Source organism: Oceanisphaera psychrotolerans, from assembly GCF_001870485.1.
Taxonomy (GTDB): domain Bacteria; phylum Pseudomonadota; class Gammaproteobacteria; order Enterobacterales; family Aeromonadaceae; genus Oceanimonas; species Oceanimonas psychrotolerans.
In genome coordinates, this window is sequence record NZ_MDKE01000011.1 from 343,946 (window position 1) to 367,034 (window position 23,089).

Genomic DNA, 23,089 nt, shown 5'->3' on the forward strand with positions numbered 1-23,089 from the left:
AAGCAGGGCCTTGCGCTCCCGGAGTACCGGGAGCGCAAGGGGCATGGCGTCAGGCGGGTAGCCGGAAGCGCCCGATCAAGCGCTGCAGCTCGGCACTCTGGCGAGCCAGTTCGGCGCTGCTGGCGGCGGTTTGCTCGGTAGCGGCGGCGGAATGCTCAGACACCTCCCGAATGCTGAACACCGAGCGGTTGATCTCTTCCGCCACCGAGCTTTGCTGCTCGGAGGCGGTGGCGATCTGACTGTTCATCTGCTGAATATCCGAGACCGAGCGAGTAATGGCATGAATGGAGGCGCCGGCCTCGTTGGCAACGGCGACCGTCTCGCTGGCCATGGTGGTGCTCCGATCCATCATGATCACCGACTCCTGGGCCTTGCTCTGCAGCCCCTGGATCAGCGCTTCAATCTGCGCGGTTGCCTGCTGCGTGCGCTTGGCCAGGGCGCGCACCTCGTCGGCCACCACCGCAAAGCCCCGCCCGTGTTCGCCGGCCCGGGCGGCTTCTATCGCCGCATTCAGCGCCAGCAGATTGGTCTGCTCCGCCACGCCCTTGATCACATCGAGAATACTGCCGATATTCAGGCTCTCACTTTCCAGCTGATGGATGGTTTCGAGTGAATGGCGAATTTCATCTGCCAGGCTGTTGATCTGGCTGATGGTCAGACCGACCTTGTGGTCACCGGCACTGGCATCGCTGTCGGCGGAACGGGCTGAGCCGAAGGCGGTTTCCGCATGGCGGGCCACTTCCTGTACGGTCGCGGCCATCTCGTTCATGGCGGTGGAGACCTGCTCCAGCTCCAGCCGCTGCTGATTGACCCCGCTGCGGGTCTGCTCCGAGACCGCCGACAGCTCCTGCGCCGAGCTGGCAATGTGACTGGCGCTCTGGTCAAGCTCGCCGACCAGTTGACGCAGGTTCAGGGTCATGGTCTGCATGCAGTCCATCAACCCGCCCAGTTCATCCTTGCGTCGATGCCGGATATCCAGACTCAGATCCCCGTCGGCGATGCGGTTGGCCTGCAACACCAGCAGCTTGAGCGGGTTGACGATGCCGCGGGTGATCAGCCAGGCAAAGAGCCCCCCCATCACCAGCGCCGCCAGGGTCACCGCCAGGATAATCATCTTGGCCGCATTGCTGTCCCGGTGCATGCTCGCCTGCTGCCTCGACACCAGGGTGTCGATACTGCCGGCAATGGTCTCGGCCGCCGTATCGATGCGTCGCTCGACCTCCACCAGGCCGTTAACCGCATCAATAAAACCCTGCTGCTGCTGCTGGAACTGTTTGAGCAAGTCGTACAGCTCCCGGACGTCGGCATCCTCCTGCATATGCAGCCGGTTTTCCAGGGTCGCCAGCAGGCCACGCAGGCGGGAAGACAGCTGCATGGCGTCGACCTCATTCCGGCTCAGGGCAAAGTCTTTCTGGGTCAGACGAATACCCACCAGCCGCACCAGCCAGCTCATGGCACTGGTGTCATTGGCACTGAGATATTCGGCCCGTTGCTGGGCGGAAAAACCCAGACCGTTCAGCTCGAAGATCTGACGCTGGGCCGCGTCATTCAGCGTGACAATCTGATCCAGCTCGGCTTCATAGGCCCGGGTACCGGCCAGGATTTGTTCGACCAACGCCCGATTGTCGGGCTCGACCAGTGCCCCTTGCAGCACTTCCGCCCGGGCGTTGGCTTGCGCCACCATTTCCTTGGCCAGGTTCAGCTGTTCGGGATCGTCATTCAGCAGGTAGTTTTTCTCGAGCTGACGGGCCTTGTTAAACAGCAGGTCGATGGCGCGGGCCTGCTCCAGCTTGCCGGCCCGATCAAGTACCGAGGACAGGCTGTAAAAACTGATCGCGGCGGTGGTCAAGGTCGCCAGCAACACCAGCGCAAAACCCAGGGTCAGCTTCACCCTGACACTCAGGTGGCCTAATTTGGAGAGCATCTTGTCTTCCCTTACGTTGGTCGGTGGCTACATTTTTTATCACTGTGTCTCACCATATCGGTTAATAGGAAAAAAAGTGAAGGCTTTCATGATAAAAAGTGATCACCGACACAAATGAGCCCCTCCTCTCCCGACGAATAACACGCAGACAAAAAAACGCCCGGCAGAGCCGGGCGTTTTCACATCACCAGAGCAGGAAAGAATCTTACTTCTTCTTCTTGGCCTTGGGGTTCGGCATATCGGTGATGGAGCCTTCGAACACTTCGGCGGCCATGCCCACAGACTCGTTCAGAGTGGGGTGAGCATGAATGGTCAGCGCGATGTCTTCGGCATCGGCACCCATTTCGATGGCCAGACCGATTTCGCCCAGCAGCTCACCGGCATTGGTACCGATGGTAGCGCCGCCCAGAACACGGTGAGTGTCCTTGTCGAAAATCAGCTTGGTCATGCCGAAAGAGGAGTCGGACGCGATGGCGCGGCCGGAAGCGGCCCAGGGGAAGCTGGCCACTTCTACGTTCAGGCCTTTTTCCTTCGCTTCTTTCTCGGTGATACCTACCCATGCCACTTCCGGATCGGTATAGGCGATGGACGGAATCACTTTCGGGTCGAAGTAATGCTTCATGCCGGCGATGACTTCGGCCGCCACATGACCTTCGTGCACACCCTTGTGCGCCAGCATCGGCTGACCGACGATGTCGCCGATGGCATAGATGTGCGGCACATTGGTGCGCAGCTGTTTGTCGACGTTGATGAAGCCACGCTCGTCCACGTTGACACCGGCTTTCTCGGCGTCCAGCGACTTGCCGTTGGGAGTACGGCCGATGGCCACCAACACGGCGTCATAAATGATGGTATTGCTCGCGCCTTTCTTGTCTTCCATGGTCACGTGAATGCCGTCGTCTTTGGCTTCCACCTTGGTGACCTTGGTTTCCAGCATCAGGTTGAACTTGCTCTTCACCTGCTTGGTATAGATCTTGATGAGATCCTTATCCGCCGCCGGAATCACCTGATCGAACATTTCAACCACGTCGATCTTGGAACCCAGGGAGTGATACACGGTACCCATTTCCAGACCGATAATACCGCCACCCATGACCAGCAGCTTCTCGGGAACTTCTTTCAGTTCCAGCGCGTCGGTAGAATCCCAGATGCGGGGATCTTCATGCGGGATAAACGGCAGCTTGATCGGACGGGAGCCGGCGGCGATGATGGCGTTGTCGAAGTTGATGGTGGTGTTACCCGCTTCACCTTCCACGACCATGGTGTTGGCACCGGTGAACTTGGCAAAACCGTTCACGACCTTGACCTTGCGCATCTTGGCCATGCCACCCAGACCCTGAGTCAGCTGACCGATCACTTTTTCTTTGTGTGCACGAACCTTGTCCAGATCGATTTGGGGCTCGCCAAAAGTCACACCGTGGCTGGCCATCGTCTTGGATTCTTCGATGACCTTGGCAATGTGCAGCAACGCTTTGGAAGGAATACAGCCAACGTTCAGACAAACGCCGCCCAGAGTTGAATAACGCTCAACGATTACGGTTTCCAGACCCAGATCGGCAGCGCGGAAAGCGGCTGAATAGCCGGCAGGGCCCGCGCCCAATACCACAACCTGAGCTTTGACTTCTTGACTCATGGTGACCTCTATTATGATTTTTAGCCCCGTTCAAGCAATGGCCACGGGAAAGTACAGACTCGATATGACCACTACATGATAAACGGGCCAAAGTTTACTGTTCTGTTGTTAAAAAGAAAGTAAAAAGGCAGGCTAATGCCTGCCTTGTCACATTAAAGGGCCAAACGACGAAGGTCGCTCAACACACCACTCAGCATGGTGATGAAACGGGCACCGTCGGCGCCGTCAATCACCCGGTGGTCGTAAGACAGCGCCAGCGGCTGCATCAGGCGAGGTTCAAACTCTTTGCCGTTCCACACCGGCTTGATGCTGGACTTGGACACACCCAGAATGGCCACTTCCGGCGCATTCACGATAGGCGTGAACTGGGTGCCACCGATACCGCCCAGCGACGAAATGGTGAAACAACCGCCCTGCATGTCGGCAGCGGTCAGCTTGCCGGCACGGGCCTTCTTGGAGATTTCACCCAGCTCCAGTGCCAGATCGCGAATGCCTTTCTTGTTCACATCGCGTACTACCGGCACCACCAGACCGTTGGGGGTATCTACCGCCACACCGATGTGGATGTACTTCTTCATCACCAGAGACTGACCGTCTTGTGACAGTGAAGAACAGAACTTGGGATAGGCTTCCAGCGCTTGGCAGCAGCCTTCATGATGAAGATCAGCGGGGAGATCTTGTAACCCAGCTTCTGCTTGTCGGCGATGGCGTTCTCTTGCTTGCGGAACTCTTCCAGCTCGGTGATATCGGTTTCGTCAAACTGCGTCACGTGCGGGATTTTCACCCAGTTGCGATGCAGGTTGGGACCGGAAATCTTCTGGATGCGGGTCAGGGCCACTTCTTCGACTTCACCGAACTTGGCAAAATCAACCTTCGGCCAGGCCAGCACTTCCATGCCACCACCGGCCACGGCTACACCTGCCGGCTGGCCTTCAACCCGCTTGATGATGCCCTTGACGTAGGTCTGGACATCTTCCTTCAGGATGCGGCTCTTGGGACCGGTAGCGGCAACATTGGACAGGTCGACACCGAACTCACGGGCCAGACGACGCACCACAGGGGTGGCGTGCACGTAGGCGCTGTTCTCGACGAACGCGGCCTTGGCGGCCGGTGCAGCGGCGGCAGGAGCAGCCTTGGGCGCTTCGGCCTTGGCAGCCGGCGCGGCGGCGGCAGGGGCAGTAGCGGCCGGAGCCGGCGCGGCACCTTCCACTTCAAACACCATCACCAGGGAGCCGGTAGATACCTTGTCGCCGGTGGCAACCTTGATTTCCTTGACCACACCGGCGAACGGCGCGGGCACTTCCATGGAGGCCTTGTCGCCCTCCACGGCCAGAATGGACTGTTCGGCGGCAACCTTGTCGCCCACCGCGACCATCACCTCGGTAACTTCCACTTCGTCACCGCCGATGTCCGGCACCTGCACGTCTTTGGCGGCGGCCGCTGCGGAAGCGGCAGGCGCGGCAGCAGAAGCAGACGCCTCAGGGGCGGCGGCGGGAGCAGCTTCACCGGCCACTTCGAATACCATGATCAGCGAGCCGGTGTTGACCTTGTCGCCCACGGCAATCTTGATTTCTACCACTTTACCGCCGAAGGGAGCAGGCACTTCCATCGACGCCTTGTCGCCCTCTACCGCAATCAGGGTCTGCTCTTCGGTTACGGTGTCGCCGACGGCAACGGCGATTTCGGTCACTTCGACTTCATCACCGCCGATGTCCGGCACCTGCACTTCTTTCAGGGCAGAGGCGGTGGCGGCCGGAGCCGCCGCCGCAGGGGCTTCGGCAGCAGGAGCGGCTTCAGCCGGGGCGGCGGCGCCGCCCTCTGCTTCGAATACCATGACCAGGCTACCGGTGTTGACCTTGTCGCCCACGGCAATCTTGATTTCCTTGACCACGCCGGCGGCGGGGGCAGGCACTTCCATCGAGGCCTTGTCACCTTCCACGGCGAGGATGGACTGTTCTTCCTCGACCTTGTCGCCCACGGCTACCAGGATCTCGGTTACTTCAACCTCGTCTGCGCCGATATCCGGCACCAGAATATCTTTAGACATGTATTACCCCTTATGCGTACAGCGGGTTGATCTTGTCGGCGTCGATGCCGTATTTGGTGATGGCGTCGGCCACAACCTGCTTGTCTACGGTGCCCTGCTTGGCCAGCTCGGTCAGTGCGGCAATCACCACATAGTGCTTGTTCACTTCGAAGTGACGACGCAGGTTTTCACGGCTGTCGGAGCGGCCGAAACCATCGGTACCCAGTACCTTGTAGCTGACGGACGGCATGAAGGCACGAACCTGTTCGGCGTAGTTCTTCATGTAATCGGTCGCGGCGATGGCCGGCTCATTACCCATGACCTGAGCGATGTAAGGCACGCGCGGCTCGGAAGTCGGGTGCAGCATGTTCCAGCGCTCGACGTCCTGACCGTCACGGGTCAGTTCGTTGAAGGACGGTACGCTGAACACGTCGGAGCCGATACCGTACTCTTCGGCCAGGATCCTGGCCGCTTCACGCACGTCGTTCAGGATGGTGCCGGAGCCCATCAGCTGAACCTTGCCCTTGTCGCCGGCCACGGTATCCAGCTTGTAGATACCCTTGCGGATACCTTCCTCGGCGCCTTCCGGCATCGCGGGGTGATGGTAGTTTTCGTTCAGGGTCGTGATGTAGTAGTAGATGTTTTCCGGGTTGTCGCCATACATGCGACGCAGGCCGTCCTGTACGATCACCGCCACTTCATAAACGTAAGTCGGATCATAGCTTATACAGTTGGGGATCACGTTCGCCTGAATGTGGCTGTGACCATCTTCGTGCTGCAGGCCTTCACCGTTCAGGGTGGTACGGCCGGAAGTACCGCCGATCATGAAGCCGCGGGCCTGTTGGTCACCGGCCAGCCAGCACAGGTCACCCACCCGCTGGAAACCGAACATCGAGTAGTAGATGTAGAACGGAATCATCGGGAAGTCGTTGGTGCTGTAGGAAGTCGCGGCTGCCAGCCAGGAAGAGGTGGCCCCCAGCTCGTTGATACCTTCCTGCAGTACCTGACCCTTGATGTCTTCCTTGTAGTAGGCCACCTGCTCACGATCCTGCGGCGTATAGGTCTGACCGTTGGGGCTGTAGATACCAATCTGACGGAACAGGCCTTCCATACCGAAGGTACGGGCTTCATCGGCCAGGATCGGGACGATGCGCTCGCCGATGGACTTGTTCTTGAGCATGATGTTCAGGGCACGAACGAAGGCCATGGTGGTGGACACTTCACGCTTCTGCTCTTCCAGCAGCGGCTGGAACTCGGCCAGTGCGGGGATCTGCAGCTTGTCGGTGGTCTGCTCCAGGCGAGTCGGTACATAGCCTTTCAGCGCCTGACGGCGGGCATGCAGATATTCGTGCTCGCGACTGCCTTCCTGGATTTCGATGTAGGGCAGGTTGGGCAGATCTTCATCGCTCACTTCGATGTTGAAGCGGTCGCGGAAGTGTTTGAGCGAAGACATGTCCATCTTCTTGACCTGGTGGGCGATGTTCTTGCCTTCGGCCGCGTCACCCATGCCGTAACCCTTGATGGTCTTGGCCAGAATAACGGTCGGCTTGCCTTTGGTGTCGGCTGCATTTTTGTATGCTGCGTACATCTTGGCCGGATCGTGACCACCCCGGTTGAGGGCGAAGATTTCCTCGTCGGACATGTCCTTGACCAGTTCCAATGTCTCGGGATACTTACCGAAGAAGTGCTTGCGCACATAGGCACCGTCCTTGGACTTGAAGGTCTGGTAGTCACCGTCAACGGTTTCGTTCATCAGCTGAACCAGCTTGCCGCTCTTGTCTCTGGCGATCAGCTCGTCCCAGCGACGACCCCAGATCACCTTGACCACGTTCCAGCCGGCACCGTTGAAGACACCGTCCAGCTCGTCGATGATCTTGCCGTTACCGATAACGGGACCGTCCAGACGCTGCAGGTTACAGTTGATGACGAAGCACAGGTTGTCCAGCTTCTCGCGCGCCGCGATGGTGATGGCACCCTTGGATTCCGGCTCGTCCATCTCGCCGTCGCCCAGGTAGGCGTATACGCGCTGCTCGGAGCAGTCTTTCAGGCCACGGTTGGTCAGGTACTTGAGGAAGCGAGCCTGATAGATGGCGTTGATCGGACCCAGACCCATGGATACGGTCGGGAACTGCCAGAAGTCCGGCATCAGCTTGGGATGCGGGTAGGACGGAAGCCCCTTGCCGTCCACCTCCTGACGGAACATGTCCAGCTGGGCGGCGGTCAGGCGGCCTTCGGCAAAGGCGCGGGCATAGATGCCGGGGGAGATATGACCCTGGAAGAACACCAGATCGCCGCCGTCTTTTTCGTTACGGGCGCGATAGAAGTGGTTGAACGCCACTTCGTACATGGTGGCACTGGAAGAGAAGGAAGACATGTGTCCACCCAGATCCAAGTCTTTCTTGGAGCCGCGCAGCACGATCATCAGCGAGTTCCAGCGGATAATGGCGCGGATACGACGTTCCAGATCCCAGTTACCCGGGTACTCAGGCTCGTCTTCAGACTTGATGCTGTTGACGTAGTCTGCGTGGGCATTTCTGGCCACAGCCACACCGGATTTGATGGCTTTGGTGGTGAGACGCTCATAAATGTACTGGGCGCGCTCAGGTCCTTCTTGACGGATCAATGACTCGAGGGCGTCAAGCCACTCCTGAGTTTCTATTGAATCCACATCGTTGTTCAGGATATCAGACATGGCTGTTTCCTATCTCGTTTGGGGCACCTGCCCATGGGTTTCGTCGTTGCCGAAGGCATTGTTATTCCTGCTGGCGATGTCGGCGCAGAGAACGCTGAATGCGGGTTTCTTCGCGCTGAATGTCGAGCAGGGTTTCTTCAATAAAGGCCAGGTGCTCATGGCAAGCATCCCTGGCCTGTTCCGGCTCGCGAGACAGTATGCTCTGGATCAGATTGGCGCGATGAACACGAATCCTCTCCACCATACCGGCGCGCCGGTTAAGAATCTTGATATTGCGCAGTATGCTGGACTCCAGCATCGGCTGAATGGCCCGCAACAGATGCAGCAGCACCACGTTGTGCGCCGCCGCCGCCACCGCCAGATAAAACTCGGCGGCGGCCTTGGCCTCGGCCGGCAGATCCCCTTTCTCCTGCGCCCGCACTATGGCCTGCTGGGCCTCGCGGATGGAGTCGAAATCCGCCTCGGTGCCACGCATGGCCGCATAGAAGGCGGAAATGCCCTCCATGGTATGACGGAACTCCAGCAGATCGTATTGCGACTCCGGGTGTTCGGCCAGCAGCTGAAACAGGGGATCGGCCAGGCCCTTGGTCAGGGCATTCTGCACATAGGTGCCGCCCCCCTGGCGTCGGGATACCAGCCCACGCGCCTCCAGTTGCTGAATCGCCTCTCGCACCGAGGGGCGGGATACGGCGAACTGCTCGGCAAGCTCCCGCTCCGGCAACAGTCGTTGTCCGGGCTGCAGGCTGCCTTCCACTATCATCTGCTCGATTTTGGCGGCGATGGTGTCGGCGAGTTTAGGCTGTTTGATACGCTGGTATGACATGAGGTCCGATCTAAAATTGGTAAGACCAATTAACACTGTTAAAAAAAGGTATCAGAGCAGGTACGAAATGTCCATTTATTTGATCCGGATTGCACACAATGGATTACATAACCACCAGTGAAAAGCGGATTAGCCCATGAAGATAGTTCAACGCCGGCAAAACACCAATCATCAAATTGGTAAGACCAACGAAAAAACGGCGGGACATCCATCAGATGACGAGGATGTCATGTGATGGATGTCCCGGGTATCTGCTTGCAGCCTGCCGGAGCAGGCAAGAGGGCCTCTGGCGTATCAGCCGAGAGCGCGCGAACGGCTCACAGCATGGCTCGAAAACGCGCCCAGTCGAAGCCCGGCCCCGGATCGGTCTTGCGGCCGGGGGCAATATCGCTGTGGCCGGTGATGCGCTCGGGCGTGATGGCGGTATAGGCCTGCATCAATGCGGTCGTGACCGCGGCCAGCACCCGATACTGGGCATCGGTATAATCGCCGGTGTCGGTGCCTTCCAGCTCGATGCCGACGGAAAAATCGTTGCATCGCTCCCGCCCGTCGAAACGGGACAGCCCCGCATGCCAGGCGCGCCGCTCGAAAGGCACATATTGCACCAGCTCGCCATCCCGGCGGATCAGACAGTGAGCCGACACCCGCAGCTGATGGATATCGGCAAAGTAGGGATCGGCGGCAGGATCCAGCCGCCCCATGAACAGATCGTCTATATAGGATTCGCCAAAGCGCCCCGGCGGCAGGCTGATACAATGCACCACCAGCAGCGATATCTCGCCCCCGGGCCGCTCGTCACAATGCGGAGAAACACAATGGCGGGCAGGCAGCAGCCAGCCCGGCGTCGTCAACTGAAAAGACATATCAACCCCAAACCAATGTTCACCGCGGGTATACTAACAGTTTAACCGGCCCGGTGCGGCACAGTGCCGCGAGGAACCACCATGGCAAATAACGGCGACAGCACACGAAAAACGGGGCGCTTGATGTGGCTGCTGGTGTGGATACTGGCACTGCTGCTGCTGACCTGGTTTTTTCAGCAAAAACTGGAGCAGGACTATTATCCCAATCGTCAGCTGCAACAACTCAACAGTCATACCCTGGTGCTGGAGCAGAACCATCAGGGCCACTATCTGCTGGACGGGGCCATCAACGGCCGGCCCATAGTACTGCTGCTGGATACCGGCGCCACCCAGATGGCGGTGCCCCAGCCGGTGGCGGCACGGCTGGAACTGCCCGTAGGGCGCAAACTGGCCCTGCATACCGCCGCCGGCCAGGTGACCGGCTACCGTACCCACATTAAAGTATTGTCGCTGGGGCCGCTCACCCTGTACGATCTGGACGCCATTATCATGCCGAGCCAGGGCGATGAAGTGCTGCTGGGCATGAATGCCCTGCGCCAGTTCGAGCTGACTCAGCGGGGCTCGCGCCTGACCATAAAATATGTCACCGATGAGCCCTGAAAGGCGCCGGCCAGGCTGAAGCCGGCACCACGACTCAGGTACCACCATTTCTGTACCACCGTATATCAAACCAAGTGAACTTAAAGGTAAGGCACATGCACAACACCATGCAGGCTCAAGAAATCCGCCGTAACGTCATCGCCGCCCTGAGTGAAGATCTGGGCGGCACCCCGGATCCGCAACTGGATATTACCGCCCAGTTGCTGCCTGCAACGCAGCAGGTCACCGCCCACCTGATCACCCGGGAAGACGGCATTTTCTGCGGCCGCGCCTTTGCCGACGAGACCTTTCTGCAATTGGGTGACGAGGTCAGACTCGACTGGCAGGTAGCAGACGGCGACCGGGTCAGCGCCAACCAGCGCCTGCTGACGCTGACCGGCCCGGCCCGGGCGCTGATGACCGGCGAGCGCACCGCCCTGAACTTTATTCAGACCCTGTCGGGCGTGGCGACCCAGACCCGCCGCTATGTTGATCAACTGGCCGGCACCCGTTGCCGTTTGCTCGATACCCGCAAGACCCTGCCCGGCCTGCGTCAGGCGCTGAAATATGCGGTCACCTGCGGCGGCGGCCATAACCACCGTATGGGGCTGTATGACGCCTATTTGATCAAGGAAAATCATATCTTCGCCTGCGGTGGCATTGATCAGGCGGTGGCGGCGGCGCGCCGCCTGCAACCGGAAAAACCGGTGGAAGTGGAAGTGGAATCCCTGGCCGAGCTGGAGCTGGCCCTGGCCGCCGGCGCCGACATCATCATGCTCGACAACTTCAGCGTGCCCGATATGCGCACCGCCGTGGCCACCACCGCCGGCCGGGCCAAACTGGAAGTGTCCGGCAACGTCACCCTCGACACCATCGCCGACTACGCCGCCACCGGAGTGGACTATATCTCGGTGGGCGCCCTGACCAAACATGTACAGGCCATGGATCTGTCGATGCGGGTGCAGAACTGAGCCAGACCCTGCTGCCATAGCTCCTGCTTTCCATGCATTTCGGCGCGTCCCCGCAGGGACGGCGCCTTGTTTTTGACCCGCTCCCTTTACGACTGACTGCCCCCGAAACGATGATCGCAGAAATAACCGACAGTTGTTGTGAGCTGCCGGTATGAGCCGCTCGACGTAGCGCAAAACCAAAATATCACCAGCTCAAAAAATAGACAGGTTGCGCGAAATTAATCGCCGTTCGCTCTCAAAATTTCTATAAATTTATTAGGCAAAGCTGCGGGGAGTTGCTATAGATATTAGGCGGGCTTCAATTAACGCCCCGATTGGCAAGGCAAGTAGCAAGACGGTTAGCAGGTAGTGGCAAGACAAGCGTTGACGATTATTTAATGACCAGTAACGACTAGTAACGTAACAACCTCTTCTCGGATCAAGGATGATGATATGAACAAGCTCCCGATGACACGCCGCCAGGGCGGTTTTACCCTGATCGAACTGATGATAGTGGTGGCCATCGTCGCCATTCTGGCGGCAGTGGCACTGCCGGCCTATCAGACCTATACCCAAAGAGCCAAGTTCAGTGAGGTAATAGCCGCAGTCGGACCGGCAAAAACAGCGATCGAAGTGTGTTACCAAACAAGCGGAACAGACTGTACGGCTAGGGGGACAAGCGCAGTCAGTGGCGCTGTTGTTACAGCCAACGTTGCTAGCGTAACAGTTGCTGTTTCAGGAGGCACTGCTTCTGCAGGTCCTTGGACCGTTACAGCTCTCGGCACAAGCACAGTTGGTAGTGAAGATTATGTTTTGACAAGCGAAGCTTCCGGAGCAAGACTCATATGGAGTGCTGGTGGCAGCTGTGTTTCAGCAGGCCTCTGCTAATACATGACCATGCCGATCGACAGTTCCAGAAGCGGCCTGGCCAGAAGCCTGGCCGCTTCCAGTCTGGTGACCGCCGAGGATCTGGATCTGGCCCAGGCCAAGGCCCGGCAGGAACGCAAGCCTCTCAGCACCGTGCTGGTGGAGCAGCATTTTCTGTCCAGCGAGCAGCTGGCTCACTTCTGTGAACGGGAATACGGGCTGCCGCTGACGGATCTGGACGACATCGACCTGGAGCAGCTCCCGCCCCAGTATCTGAGCATGGATCTGATTGAGCGTCACCACGTGGTGCCTATCATACTGCAGGGCAAGGTGCTGTATCTGGCCATGTCCGACCCCACCGATGTGTCCGCTTTGGAAGACTTCGGTTTTCGCTTTAACCTGATCACCGACGCCCGCCTGGTGGAGGAAGACAAGCTGCAACAGCTGCTTGCCCGCCTGCAGCAGGGCGGCGGCGGTGCCCTCGACCTGGAACATATCGAAGATACCGACATTGCCGAACTCGAGCTGGGAGAAGATCCCGCCGAACGCCACAATGACGATCTGGGCAATATCGATGAAGACGCCCCCATCGTGCGTTACATCAACAAAATCATGCTCGATGCGGTGCGCCGCGAAGCCTCGGACCTGCACTTCGAGCCCTATGAACGTTTCTATCGTATCCGCTTTCGTATCGACGGCATGCTGCACGAGGTCGCCTCGCCGCCGGTCCATCTGAGCACCCGCTTTGCCGCCCGGCTCAAGGTCATGGCCCGGCTGGACATCGCCGAGCGCCGGCTGCCGCAGGATGGCCGCATCAAACTCAAACTGACTCGCAGCAAGTCGGTCGACATGCGGGTCAACAGCCTGCCCACCCAGTGGGGCGAAAAAATCGTTATCCGTATTCTCGACAGCTCGGCGGCCAAGCTGGATATCGACCAGCTCGGCTACGACGAACAGCAGAAACAGCTGTATCTCGGCGCCCTGAAAAAACCCCAGGGCATGATACTGGTCACCGGGCCCACCGGCTCGGGCAAGACGGTCTCGCTCTACACCGGCCTGAGCATACTGAACACCGTCAGCGCCAATATTTCCACCGCCGAAGATCCGGTGGAAATCACCCTGCCCGGCATCAATCAGGTACAGATCAACCCCAAGTCGGGCCTGAGCTTTGCCCATGCCCTGCGCGCCTTTCTGCGCCAGGATCCGGACATCATCATGGTGGGGGAAATACGGGATCTGGAAACCGCCGAAATTGCGGTCAAGGCCGCCCAGACCGGCCACCTGGTGCTCTCGACCCTGCACACCAACTCCGCCGCCGAGACCCTGACCCGACTCAGCAACATGGGGCTGCCCGCCTATAATATTGCCTCTTCGGTCACCCTGATCATGGCCCAGCGACTGGCGCGCAAACTCTGCTCCCACTGCAAGACCGAAGAGCATGTTCCCGAGGAGCAGTTGCTGGAACTCGGTTTCAGCCCATCGCAGCTGAACCCGGCTCCCAGGCTGTACAAGGCCGCCGGCTGCAAACTCTGTACCGAAGGCTACAAGGGCCGGATCGGCATCTACGAAGTACTGCCGATGAACGATACCCTGGCCAATCTGATCATGGACGGCGCCAACTCCCTGAGTCTGGCCAGGGCGGCAGAAGAGTCCGGCATGATCAGCCTGCGTCAGGCGGCACTGGAAAAGGCCCGGCTCGGCATTATCAGCCTGGCGGAAGTCAACCGTATCACCCTCTGAATCAGCGCAACGGTTCAGAGCGGTCGAGCATAAGGATGAGCCATGGCGACGAGTAAAAAAAACAGCGTTCAGGCCTACCAGTGGGAAGGCCTCAACAAACGCGGACAGAAGGTATCCGGCTTTATTCAGGCGGTCAATGAGCAGGCGGTCAAACGCGATCTGCAGCGGCAGGGCGTCAGCACCACCAGGGTAAAGCGCAAACGGGAGAGCCTGTTTTCCCAGCGCAAGAATGTCATCAAGCCGATGGATATCGCGATAATCACCCGCCAGGTCGCCACCATGCTCGGTGCCGGCGTGCCTCTGGTGCAAAGCCTGCAAATCATCTCCCGCTCGGCCCAGAAAAGCAGCATCCGCGAACTGACCGGGGCCATTGCCGCCGATGTGGAAGGCGGCACCCCGCTGACCGAGGCGCTGAGCAAATTTCCCCGCCAGTTTGACGAGCTGTACTGCGATCTGGTGCACTCCGGCGAGCAAACCGGGGCACTGGAACACATCTTCGATCAGATTGCCATCTACCGGGAAAAAGCAGAAGCCCTCAAATCCAAGATAAAAAAAGCCATGTTCTACCCGGCCATGGTGATACTGGTGGCCATCGTGGTTACCAGCATACTGCTGCTGTTCGTGATCCCGCAGTTTGAAGAAATCTTCGCCGGCTTCGGCGCCACCCTGCCCGCCTTTACCCAGATGGTCATCATGCTGTCGCGCTGGATGCAGGACTACTGGCTCTATATTCTGGCCGCGACCGGGGTGGCAGTCTTCGCCTATGTGCGCGCCTGGCGTCATTCGGAGAAGGTACGCAACGCCACCGACCGTTTCGTATTACGCCTGCCGGTGGTGGGCGACATTCTGCACAAGGCCGCCCTGGCCCGCTTTTCCCGCACCCTGGCTACCACCTTTTCCGCCGGCATCCCGCTGGTGGAAGGCCTGGTTTCTTCCGCCGGCGCCAGCGGCAATGTGGTCTATCGCCAGGCGGTGATGCAGGTACGCAGCGAGGTCATGGCCGGCATGCAGATGAACCTGGCATTGCGCTCGACCCAGCTGTTCCCGGACATGGTGGTGCAGATGGTGATGATTGGCGAGGAATCCGGTGCCATCGACGACATGATGAACAAGGTGGCCGTGATTTACGAGCGGGAGGTGGATGATGCGGTAGACGGCCTCACCAGCCTGATTGAGCCGCTGATCATGGTGGTGCTGGGTATTCTGGTTGGCGGCCTGGTCATTGCCATGTATCTTCCCATCTTTGATCTGGGTAATGTGGTTCGCTGACCTTCACCGGCCAGCGGTCCCACTCTCCCCTCTCACAAGGAACCTGAATGGCCGAGCTGAACCACTGGCTGACCACCGAGTCTTCCGTACTCTATCTCCTCGTTACCCTGCTGGGGCTGCTGGTCGGCAGCTTCCTGAACGTGGTGATCCACCGGCTGCCGCTGATGCTGCAACGCGACTGGCAGCGGGAGTGCGCCGAGCTTAACGGCCAGACGCCGGCCGAAGCGCCCCCCTTCAACCTCTGCACCCCCCGTTCCCGCTGCCCCCACTGCCGGCATCAACTGGGGGCGCTCGACAATATTCCGGTCCTCAGCTGGTTGTGGTTACGGGGCCAGTGCCGCTATTGCCAGGCCAGTGTGGCCAGGCGCTACCCCCTGGTCGAGCTGGCCTCGGCGGCGCTGGCGGCGCTGGCCCTGTGGCGCTTCGGCGCCAGCCCGCAATTGCTGGCCGCCCTGCTGTTCAGCTGGACCTTGCTGTGCATGACCCTGATCGACATCGATCACCTGCTGCTGCCCGACGACCTTACCCTGCCGTTGCTGTGGCTGGGGCTGCTGCTGAACATCAACGGCCTTTTTGTTTCTCTGCAGTCGGCCGTGCTGGGCGCCGCCTTCGGCTACGGCATACTGTGGAGCCTGTACTGGCTGTTCAAACTGGCCACCGGCAAGGAAGGCATGGGCTACGGTGACTTCAAGCTGCTGGCGGCCATCGGCGCCTGGTTTGGCTGGCAGGCACTGCTGCCGGTGCTGCTGCTGGCGTCCTTTACCGGCGCCGCCCTGGGCATAGGGCTGATGGCCTCGCGCAAACTGGGCGAAGACCGGGTGCTGCCTTTTGGTCCGGCGCTGGCACTGGCAGGCTGGTTGTACCTGATATGGGGCAAACAACTGACCGGGTTTTACTGGAGTATGGCGCTGTGACTTATATCGTGGGCCTGACCGGAGGCATTGGCAGCGGCAAGAGTACCGTGGCTGCCTTCTTTGCCGAGCTGGGTGTGGATGTGGTTGATGCAGACATCATCGCCCGCGAGGTGGTGGCGCCGGGCCAGCCGGCGCTGGGCGCCATTGCCGCCCGCTTCGGATCCGCCGTGATCACGGATGACGGCAGCCTCGACCGACGTGAACTGCGCCAGCGGGTATTCGGCAACCCGATGGACAAAGACTGGCTCAATGCCCTGCTGCATCCGCTGATCCGTGAACGCATGGTCACCGCCTGTGCCGAGGCCGCCTCCCCTTATTGCCTGCTGGTGGTGCCCTTGCTGGTGGAAAACAACCTCACCGGTCTGTGCCAGCGGGTGCTGGTGGTGGATGTCTCCGCCGAACGGCAACTGGCCCGCACCACCCGGCGCGATAAGGCCGACGAGGCCCAGATCCGCGCCATCATGGCCGCCCAGGCCAGTCGGGAGCAACGCCTGGCCGCCGCCGACGATGTGCTCGACAACAACGGCACCGATCTCGACCGGATAAAAGACGACGTCGCCCGGCTGCACCGGCAATATCTGGATCTGGCGTGTGGGGGCAAGTTGTGAAGTGATGAGGGACTGAAAACCGGGCGGTCTTTAATCCCTCATCCCTGTTTTATGCGGTACGAGTAAAAATCAAATCCCATACCCCGTGACCGAGGCGGTGGCCGCGCTGTTCGAACTTGGTCAGCGGGCGATAATCGGGTCGGGGCATATAATCGCCTTCAACGGTGGCGTTGGCATAACCGGGAGCGGCATTCATCACTTCCAGCATATGCTCGGCGTAATTTTCCCAGTCGGTCGCCATATGGAATTCACCACCGATTTTCAGCTTGCTGCGCACCATTTCCACGAAGGCCGGCTGTACGATGCGGCGCTTGTGATGGCGGGTCTTGTGCCAGGGGTCGGGGAAAAACAGCTGCACCCGATCCAGGCTCTGCTCGGGCAGCATCTGCTCGAACACTTCCACCGCGTCATGACACATGACCCGCAGGTTGCTCAGCCCGGCTTCGGCCGCCCCCATCAGGCAGGCGCCCACGCCCGGGGTGTGCACTTCGATGCCGATAAAGTCCTGCTCGGGCGCCACACGCGCCATTTCCACCAGCGAAGCGCCCATGCCGAAACCGATTTCCAGCACCCGGGGAGCGCTTCTGCCGAACACCGCATCCAGATCGAGCAGCTGGGCGCTGTACTCGATGCCCATCACCGGCCATTGCTCGGCCATGGCTTTTTCCTGTCCCTTGGTCAGGCGGCCTTCACGACGCACAAAACTGCGGATCTTGCGTTTGCGCAGCTCGTTTTCGGTTTGGTCGGCTTGTTCGGACTGGTGTTCGTCTGTCATCTGTATTCTCCGGCGGGCTTGGGAAGGCGAATTATCCAAAGTTCGGCCCAAGGTGCAAGCTTAAAAAGAAAGCGGTAAGCCACAAGCTGCCAGCCATAAGCCACCCGAGCGGTTGTGCGGCTCCCGCTTCATTCGGGAAATCCTTCGCAAATGGCGGACTTTGCAAACAAACAAGCACCCGCGAGAGGTGCTTGTTGTGCTTATAGCTGACAGCTTAAGGCTTATGGCTGCTCTTGCCGCCTTCTGTTACAGCACCTGGCGGATCACTCGTCCCAGCCGGCTGATGCCTTCTTCGATGGTGGCTTCATCGGCACCGGCATAGCTCAGACGGGCGGTATTCAGAATGTCCGGCCGCACGTAGAAGGGCTGGCCGGGTACGAAGGCCACGTTTTCCTTGATCGCCAGATTGAACAGCGCCATGGCATCAATATGCTGCGGCAATTTCAGCCACAGGAACATGCCGCCTTCGGGGCGGGTAAAATCGATGCCCGGGCAGTGCTTCAGCAGCGCCTGCTCCATGGCGATTTTCTGCCGGCCGTAAACGGTACGGATACGGTCGATATGAGCATCCAGGCTGTTTTCCTGCAGATAACCATGCAACACCTGCTGTACGAAGCCGTTGGTGTGCAGGTCCGAAGCCTGTTTGGCGATGGTCAGCTTCTGGCGCAACCAGTCCGGCACCAGCATCCAGCCCAGACGGAACGAGGGTACCACCACCTTGGAGAAGGAGCCCAGCAGCACCACGTTATCCGGCGCCAGCTTGGCAATGGGCAGCAGATGCTCGCCCTCGAAGCGCAACTCGCCGTAGGGGTTGTCTTCGATCATCAACACATTGTGCTTGATCAGTCGCTCGGCCACCGCCTGACGATTCTCCCGGCTGTAGCTGAGGCCGGTCGGGTTCTGGAAATTGGTGACACCATAGAGCAGGCGGGCATGGTCAGGCTCGGCCAGCAGCGCATCCAGCTCGTTCAGATCCAGGCCGTCATCGTTCAGCGCCACCCCCTGAAAGTTGGGCTGATACACCGACAACGCCTGAATGGCACCCAGGTAGCCCGGCTCTTCGATGATCAGGTTGTCACCTTCGTTGACCAGCACCTTGCCCAGCAGATCCAGCGCCTGCTGGGAGCCGTTGGTGATCAGGATGTTATCGGGAGACACCCGCATGCCATGCTGCTTGAAATAACGCTCGGCAATATACTCCCGAAGGGGGGCAAAGCCCTCGGTAGCGGAATATTGCAGGGCGCCGTTGCCCCTGTGCTGCAGCACCCTGGCGCTGGCGGCCGCCAATTCTTCATTGGGGAAAAAATCCGGGTTGGGCAAACCACCGGCAAAGGAAATCACTTCCGGATTAACGGCGACCTTGAGGATTTCGCGGATGAAGGACGGCTCTACCTTGGCAAAGCGCTGGGCAAAAAAGGGCTGCATAAAAGTCTCTCTGGTGACGGGCTTGGCGGGCGCCAATAAAACCCTTCTTTTGTATCAGAAAACAGTCAAATAACAAACCGTCAACAGTAAAAGAGTGCCTGAAACAGCCTCATCAACTTGAGCGTTCCGGGGATAACGCCTCCCGGCGAGGGTTCAAGCCGGTTTGCACTGCCCGCTCCGCTGTGTTCTGATCCCGCCATTCCTTTTTACGCAGTTAGCATCGTGAACACAGCCTCTTTTGCCGAACGTGTGCTGGCCTGGTATGAACAGCATGGCCGCAAGACCCTGCCCTGGCAGCAGAACAAAACGCCTTATCGGGTCTGGGTGTCCGAAATCATGTTGCAGCAGACCCAGGTGACCACCGTCATTCCCTATTATCAGCGCTTCATGGCGCGCTTTCCCGATGTGGTGACTCTGGCCGACGCCGAACAGGATGAGGTATTGCACCTGTGGACAGGACTCGGCTATTACGCCCGCGCCCGTAACCTGCACAAGGCCGCCCGGGTGATCCGTGATCATTACCAGAGCTGTTTTCCCGAACGATTCGAAGAGGTGCTGGGGCTGCCGGGCATAGGCCGCTCCACCGCCGGCGCCGTTTTATCGCTTTCGCTCGGTCAGCATCACGGCATTCTGGACGGCAACGTCAAACGGGTACTGGCCCGCTGGCTGGCACAACAGGGCTGGCCCGGAAAAAAGGAAGTGGAAAATGCCCTCTGGCAACAGGTGGAACAGTTAACGCCGCCGCAGGGGGTAACCCAATACAATCAGGCGATGATGGATCTGGGTGCCACCATCTGCACCCGCTCCCGTCCCAAGTGCGAACTGTGCCCGGTACACAGTGACTGCCAGGCGCTGGCGCTGGGCAGTCCGACCGCCTTTCCCCACTCGAAGCCGAAGAAAACCGTACAGCCGGAAAAGCAGTCCTGTTTTCTGCTGCTCAAACAGGGCAATCAGATCCTGCTGGTGCAACGCCCGCCTCAGGGATTGTGGGGTGGCCTCTATTGTTTTCCCGAGTTTCATAACGAACAGGAACTGCGAGCCTGGCTCACACGCTACCCCGAAGCCTCCGAGCCAAGCCCCCTGCCCGGCTTTCGTCATACTTTCAGCCATTTTCATCTGGATATCGAGCCCTGGCTGGTAGAATTGCCCCGGATACCGGACGAGGTCATGGCCGGAGCAGAACGACTTTGGTATAACTTGCAGCAACCGGCGTCGGTCGGCCTCGCGGCTGCCACCCAAAAGCTGCTCGCCTACCCGCAACTGCAAGAGAGGAATTTATGAGCCGTACAATTTTTTGCCAGCGTTTACAGAAAGAAGCCGAAGGGCTGGATTTTCAACTCTACCCGGGGGAGCTGGGCAAGCGCATCTATGAGCATATCTCCAAGGAGGCCTGGGCCGAATGGCAGAAAAAGCAGACCATGCTGCTCAACGAAAAAAAACTCAACATGATGAATGCCGAGCATCGTCAACTGCTTGAGCAGGAGATGGTGGCCTATCTGTTCGAGGGTGCCGATGTCAAAATCGAGGGTTATACCCCTCCGGCTGCAGAGTAAAGCACCGCCTTGTACAAGGCTTGAGCGAACGCACAGAGCCTTCCAAAAAGCGGTTGACTTGCCAGGGCCGATCTTATTTAATGGCGCCCGTTGCCCAGATAGCTCAGTCGGTAGAGCAGGGGATTGAAAATCCCCGTGTCGGCAGTTCGATTCTGTCTCTGGGCACCATCTTCAAGCAAGTACAAGACGCCGGCATAGCTCAGTTGGTAGAGCAACTGACTTGTAATCAGTAGGTCGAGGGTTCGACTCCTTCTGCCGGCACCATTTAAACCAGCCTCAGCGCTGGTTTTTTTGTGTCTGCTGTTCAGCCTGCCAGGCACACTCTTTCTATCTGAGCTCCCACCACCACTGGCAAACAGAACCCTTGATCAGCTCGAAGCTGGCGTTCTCCTGCGTAAATACATAGTCTTTAGACAAAAGGCAAAGGGATGATGCCATGAACAAGATACATCTGATGGCCTTGCTGGCCGTGCTCTCCTCGCCGGTGGGTGCAGAGCACGATATAAAAGACGACTCCGACCTGCCGCACTGGGCGGTTAACAAGATCACGCCCATGCATGATTCCGTTTCCCAGTGGGTCACCAACTCATCGCGTAATATCGATGGTTTTTTCGGTACCGACGACAGCCTGCATATTGAAAACGGCTCCTACCTGCGACTCAGCCAGGAGCTGGAATGGAGCGAGCAGGAAGACTTCAGCACCGAGACGGCGGTGCGTTTTCGTCTGGATCTACCCACCACCAAGGAACGGCTGCGTTTCATCATCGAGAGTGACCCCGAGGAGTCCGAAGGCACCCTCGCCGAACAGGGATCCAACCGGCTACGCACCGATCAGCGCAGCATCGCCAGTACCATTATCGGCCTGAACAGACTCGGCAAGCGGGACAAGAGAGAAGCCTGGAACCTGCAGGCCGGTGCCGGGGTCAAGGTGCGCTGGCCGCCGGATCCTTATGTACGTTTTACCGGCGAGAGGCTGTGGCAGCTGGACTCGCCCTGGCAGCTGGAGTCGTACAACCGTGCTTCCTGGTTCAATGAAGAAGGCTATTCAGTGCGCAGCCGGTGGGATCTGGGCCGACCTCTGGATGAAAGTCATCACCTGCGCTTCATCACCAACTTTCAGTGGCAGGAAGAAGTCGATACCCTGGAATATTCCGAAACCATCGAACTCAACCAGATCCTGGGCAAGCGCAGTGTCATGCGCTATGCCATCGCCGCGGTAGGAAGAAGCACCTCGGATCCACGACTGCACGATTATTATCTGTACAGCCACTACCGGCGTAACCTGCATCGGGAGATTCTGTTTGTGGATCTGATCCCGGAGCTGCACTTCCCCCGGGACCAGAATTACGACGCACAGTTTGGCGTTACCCTGCGACTGGAAATGATGTTCAAGGGTGATCTGATTTTTCGGCGCTGACCCCTTCCGGACTTAAAGCGGGCGGTACAACCGAACATCGGCTTCGGCCACCAGGGCTGGCGCCACCTGCTCGAAGTAATCCTTGATATAAGGCTGGGCACAATGAGCCTCGAACATTTCACGGCTGGCCCACTGCTCGACAAACACGCAGTCCCAGGGTTCGCCGTTGTCGCCGTCATAAGGCACCTCTTCGGCCAGCTGATACAGCAGACAGCCTTCTTCCCGGTGGGTATCGGCAATCAGGCTTTTCAGGGCCAGTTGCAGCTCATTGGCCTTGCCCGGCTGGGCTCTGAAGCGGGCTACACAGTATAAGTCCGACATTATTCGCTCTCTGTTTGGTCAAAGCCGGTATGCTAATACATGCCCGCACCGCCTGAATAGCCCGACTTGCCCTCCCCCGTTCCGGAGCCTCCCGCCCAAAGCCAGGTAAAACACCACTCCGCACGAAATACCTGTTGACCCTCACCGGGTAACAAGTTAGAGTGTTCGCAGCTCGAAAAATACGGCTATATTTATGTTCTTGTTACGATGTTCTAGTAGTACCTCGTCCTGTATTTCATAAGTTACATCTGTATTTTTCCAAGCTCGTTTATTTATGGTAGATTTGTTTACAGGATTTAGGTATGTCTAATATCGTTAAAGGTAAAGTAAAGTTCTTCAATGAGTCCAAAGGTTTTGGTTTCATCGAGCAAGAGCAAGGTCCTGACGTGTTCGTACACTTCAGCGCCATCCAGAGCCAGGGTTTCAAAACTCTGGCCGAAGGCCAAGCAGTACAGTTCACTGTAGCTCAAGGTCAGAAAGGTCCTCAGGCTGAGAACGTAGTTCCTCTGTAAGAGACTACCTCACCAAGAATTCCTAAGCCGCGCCTCCGGGCGCGGCTTTTTTATTGTCTGATTTTATTTCCCCTCCCCTGGTTCTTTCTACCATGGTCCGATGCCATATCGGGAAACAACCCGAACACCATAACCCCGCTCAGGGCGCACACCCAGAGACTAAAAGCGGTGTCGACACCGTAACGGCTCGGCACGAGT

The 23,089-nt window shown here is 58.7% G+C and carries 19 protein-coding genes, 2 tRNA genes and 1 pseudogene; 13 read left to right on the forward strand and 9 right to left on the reverse strand.

Features of this window, described 5'->3' with window-relative positions; translation table 11 throughout:
- Nucleotides 1–49 precede the first annotated feature (49 nt).
- The 6 genes and pseudogenes from BFR47_RS05745 to ampD all read right to left on the reverse strand — a co-directional run bounded on the left by BFR47_RS05745 (nt 50) and on the right by ampD (nt 9,961).
- On the reverse strand, nt 50–1,924 hold the full coding sequence (locus tag BFR47_RS05745; protein ID WP_071472168.1) for a HAMP domain-containing methyl-accepting chemotaxis protein: 1,875 nt from the start codon (nt 1,922–1,924) through the stop codon (nt 50–52).
- A gap of 205 nt (nt 1,925–2,129) precedes the next feature.
- The gene (lpdA, locus tag BFR47_RS05750; RefSeq protein ID WP_071472169.1) at nt 2,130–3,557 is read right to left on the reverse strand and encodes a dihydrolipoyl dehydrogenase; all 1,428 of its coding nucleotides are present in this window, start codon (nt 3,555–3,557) and stop codon (nt 2,130–2,132) included.
- Nucleotides 3,558–3,709: 152 nt separating this feature from the next.
- Nucleotides 3,710–5,604: pseudogene (gene aceF / locus BFR47_RS05755) on the reverse strand (pyruvate dehydrogenase complex dihydrolipoyllysine-residue acetyltransferase).
- Nucleotides 5,605–5,614: 10 nt separating this feature from the next.
- Entirely contained in the window at nt 5,615–8,275 is a 2,661-nt protein-coding gene (gene aceE, locus BFR47_RS05760) for a pyruvate dehydrogenase (acetyl-transferring), homodimeric type (protein ID WP_071472170.1), read from the reverse strand.
- A 61-nt stretch (nt 8,276–8,336) separates the two neighbouring features.
- Complete coding sequence (gene pdhR / locus BFR47_RS05765; RefSeq protein WP_071472171.1) at nt 8,337–9,098, reverse strand: pyruvate dehydrogenase complex transcriptional repressor PdhR; 762 nt, start codon at nt 9,096–9,098, stop codon at nt 8,337–8,339.
- A 317-nt stretch (nt 9,099–9,415) separates the two neighbouring features.
- Complete coding sequence (gene ampD / locus BFR47_RS05770; protein ID WP_071472172.1) at nt 9,416–9,961, reverse strand: 1,6-anhydro-N-acetylmuramyl-L-alanine amidase AmpD; 546 nt, start codon at nt 9,959–9,961, stop codon at nt 9,416–9,418.
- An 81-nt stretch (nt 9,962–10,042) separates the two neighbouring features.
- Here ampD and BFR47_RS05775 point away from each other — a divergent pair, with 81 nt between their 5' ends.
- From BFR47_RS05775 to coaE, 7 genes are all read left to right on the forward strand, one after another.
- On the forward strand, nt 10,043–10,561 hold the full coding sequence (locus BFR47_RS05775; protein WP_071472173.1) for a retropepsin-like aspartic protease family protein: 519 nt from the start codon (nt 10,043–10,045) through the stop codon (nt 10,559–10,561).
- 107 nt (nt 10,562–10,668) lie between these two features.
- A complete protein-coding gene (nadC, locus tag BFR47_RS05780; protein WP_071472227.1) occupies nt 10,669–11,511 on the forward strand; it encodes a carboxylating nicotinate-nucleotide diphosphorylase in 843 nt (280 codons plus the stop codon).
- A 432-nt stretch (nt 11,512–11,943) separates the two neighbouring features.
- Complete coding sequence (locus BFR47_RS17435) at nt 11,944–12,378, forward strand: pilin (RefSeq protein ID WP_083399024.1); 435 nt, start codon at nt 11,944–11,946, stop codon at nt 12,376–12,378.
- A gap of 3 nt (nt 12,379–12,381) precedes the next feature.
- A complete protein-coding gene (gene pilB, locus BFR47_RS05785; protein ID WP_071472174.1) occupies nt 12,382–14,097 on the forward strand; it encodes a type IV-A pilus assembly ATPase PilB in 1,716 nt (571 codons plus the stop codon).
- Nucleotides 14,098–14,139: 42 nt separating this feature from the next.
- Entirely contained in the window at nt 14,140–15,366 is a 1,227-nt protein-coding gene (locus BFR47_RS05790; RefSeq protein ID WP_071472175.1) for a type II secretion system F family protein, read from the forward strand.
- Nucleotides 15,367–15,413: 47 nt separating this feature from the next.
- A complete protein-coding gene (locus tag BFR47_RS05795; protein ID WP_071472176.1) occupies nt 15,414–16,280 on the forward strand; it encodes a prepilin peptidase in 867 nt (288 codons plus the stop codon).
- The gene (coaE, locus tag BFR47_RS05800) at nt 16,277–16,888 is read left to right on the forward strand and encodes a dephospho-CoA kinase (protein WP_245748811.1); all 612 of its coding nucleotides are present in this window, start codon (nt 16,277–16,279) and stop codon (nt 16,886–16,888) included. The genes BFR47_RS05795 and coaE overlap by 4 nt, the downstream gene beginning before the upstream one ends.
- Before the next feature lie 49 nt (nt 16,889–16,937).
- On the opposite strand, the gene trmB is transcribed toward coaE, so the two are convergent.
- On the reverse strand, nt 16,938–17,663 hold the full coding sequence (trmB, locus tag BFR47_RS05805; RefSeq protein ID WP_071472178.1) for a tRNA (guanosine(46)-N7)-methyltransferase TrmB: 726 nt from the start codon (nt 17,661–17,663) through the stop codon (nt 16,938–16,940).
- 246 nt (nt 17,664–17,909) lie between these two features.
- Entirely contained in the window at nt 17,910–19,088 is a 1,179-nt protein-coding gene (locus BFR47_RS05810; protein WP_071472228.1) for an aminotransferase-like domain-containing protein, read from the reverse strand.
- A 222-nt stretch (nt 19,089–19,310) separates the two neighbouring features.
- Here BFR47_RS05810 and mutY point away from each other — a divergent pair, with 222 nt between their 5' ends.
- From mutY to BFR47_RS05835, 5 genes are all read left to right on the forward strand, one after another.
- Nucleotides 19,311–20,369 carry an A/G-specific adenine glycosylase gene (gene mutY / locus BFR47_RS05815; RefSeq protein ID WP_071472179.1) on the forward strand — a complete coding sequence of 353 codons (1,059 nt, stop codon included), beginning with the start codon at nt 19,311–19,313 and terminating at the stop codon, nt 20,367–20,369.
- On the forward strand, nt 20,366–20,641 hold the full coding sequence (locus BFR47_RS05820; RefSeq protein ID WP_071472180.1) for an oxidative damage protection protein: 276 nt from the start codon (nt 20,366–20,368) through the stop codon (nt 20,639–20,641). The genes mutY and BFR47_RS05820 overlap by 4 nt, the downstream gene beginning before the upstream one ends.
- A gap of 92 nt (nt 20,642–20,733) precedes the next feature.
- A tRNA-Phe gene (locus tag BFR47_RS05825) sits at nt 20,734–20,809 on the forward strand.
- 20 nt (nt 20,810–20,829) lie between these two features.
- A tRNA-Thr gene (locus BFR47_RS05830) sits at nt 20,830–20,905 on the forward strand.
- A 172-nt stretch (nt 20,906–21,077) separates the two neighbouring features.
- On the forward strand, nt 21,078–22,058 hold the full coding sequence (locus tag BFR47_RS05835; protein WP_071472181.1) for a hypothetical protein: 981 nt from the start codon (nt 21,078–21,080) through the stop codon (nt 22,056–22,058).
- A 12-nt stretch (nt 22,059–22,070) separates the two neighbouring features.
- Here the strand turns inward: BFR47_RS05835 and BFR47_RS05840 are convergent, their stop codons facing one another.
- Entirely contained in the window at nt 22,071–22,379 is a 309-nt protein-coding gene (locus BFR47_RS05840; RefSeq protein WP_071472182.1) for a putative quinol monooxygenase, read from the reverse strand.
- A 302-nt stretch (nt 22,380–22,681) separates the two neighbouring features.
- Here BFR47_RS05840 and BFR47_RS05845 point away from each other — a divergent pair, with 302 nt between their 5' ends.
- On the forward strand, nt 22,682–22,891 hold the full coding sequence (locus BFR47_RS05845) for a cold-shock protein (RefSeq protein ID WP_071472183.1): 210 nt from the start codon (nt 22,682–22,684) through the stop codon (nt 22,889–22,891).
- Nucleotides 22,892–23,089: the final 198 nt, after the last annotated feature.

Coding starts and splice junctions, on each gene's coding strand:
- BFR47_RS05745 (WP_071472168.1), bottom strand. CDS start 1,924: ATGCTCTCCAAATTAGGCCACCTGAGTGTCAGGGTGAAGCTGACCCTG.
- lpdA (WP_071472169.1), bottom strand. CDS start 3,557: ATGAGTCAAGAAGTCAAAGCTCAGGTTGTGGTATTGGGCGCGGGCCCT.
- aceE (WP_071472170.1), bottom strand. CDS start 8,275: ATGTCTGATATCCTGAACAACGATGTGGATTCAATAGAAACTCAGGAG.
- pdhR (WP_071472171.1), bottom strand. CDS start 9,098: ATGTCATACCAGCGTATCAAACAGCCTAAACTCGCCGACACCATCGCC.
- ampD (WP_071472172.1), bottom strand. CDS start 9,961: ATGTCTTTTCAGTTGACGACGCCGGGCTGGCTGCTGCCTGCCCGCCAT.
- BFR47_RS05775 (WP_071472173.1), top strand. CDS start 10,043: ATGGCAAATAACGGCGACAGCACACGAAAAACGGGGCGCTTGATGTGG.
- nadC (WP_071472227.1), top strand. CDS start 10,669: ATGCAGGCTCAAGAAATCCGCCGTAACGTCATCGCCGCCCTGAGTGAA.
- BFR47_RS17435 (WP_083399024.1), top strand. CDS start 11,944: ATGAACAAGCTCCCGATGACACGCCGCCAGGGCGGTTTTACCCTGATC.
- pilB (WP_071472174.1), top strand. CDS start 12,382: ATGACCATGCCGATCGACAGTTCCAGAAGCGGCCTGGCCAGAAGCCTG.
- BFR47_RS05790 (WP_071472175.1), top strand. CDS start 14,140: ATGGCGACGAGTAAAAAAAACAGCGTTCAGGCCTACCAGTGGGAAGGC.
- BFR47_RS05795 (WP_071472176.1), top strand. CDS start 15,414: ATGGCCGAGCTGAACCACTGGCTGACCACCGAGTCTTCCGTACTCTAT.
- trmB (WP_071472178.1), bottom strand. CDS start 17,663: ATGACAGACGAACACCAGTCCGAACAAGCCGACCAAACCGAAAACGAG.
- BFR47_RS05810 (WP_071472228.1), bottom strand. CDS start 19,088: ATGCAGCCCTTTTTTGCCCAGCGCTTTGCCAAGGTAGAGCCGTCCTTC.
- BFR47_RS05820 (WP_071472180.1), top strand. CDS start 20,366: ATGAGCCGTACAATTTTTTGCCAGCGTTTACAGAAAGAAGCCGAAGGG.
- BFR47_RS05835 (WP_071472181.1), top strand. CDS start 21,078: ATGAACAAGATACATCTGATGGCCTTGCTGGCCGTGCTCTCCTCGCCG.
- BFR47_RS05840 (WP_071472182.1), bottom strand. CDS start 22,379: ATGTCGGACTTATACTGTGTAGCCCGCTTCAGAGCCCAGCCGGGCAAG.
- BFR47_RS05845 (WP_071472183.1), top strand. CDS start 22,682: ATGTCTAATATCGTTAAAGGTAAAGTAAAGTTCTTCAATGAGTCCAAA.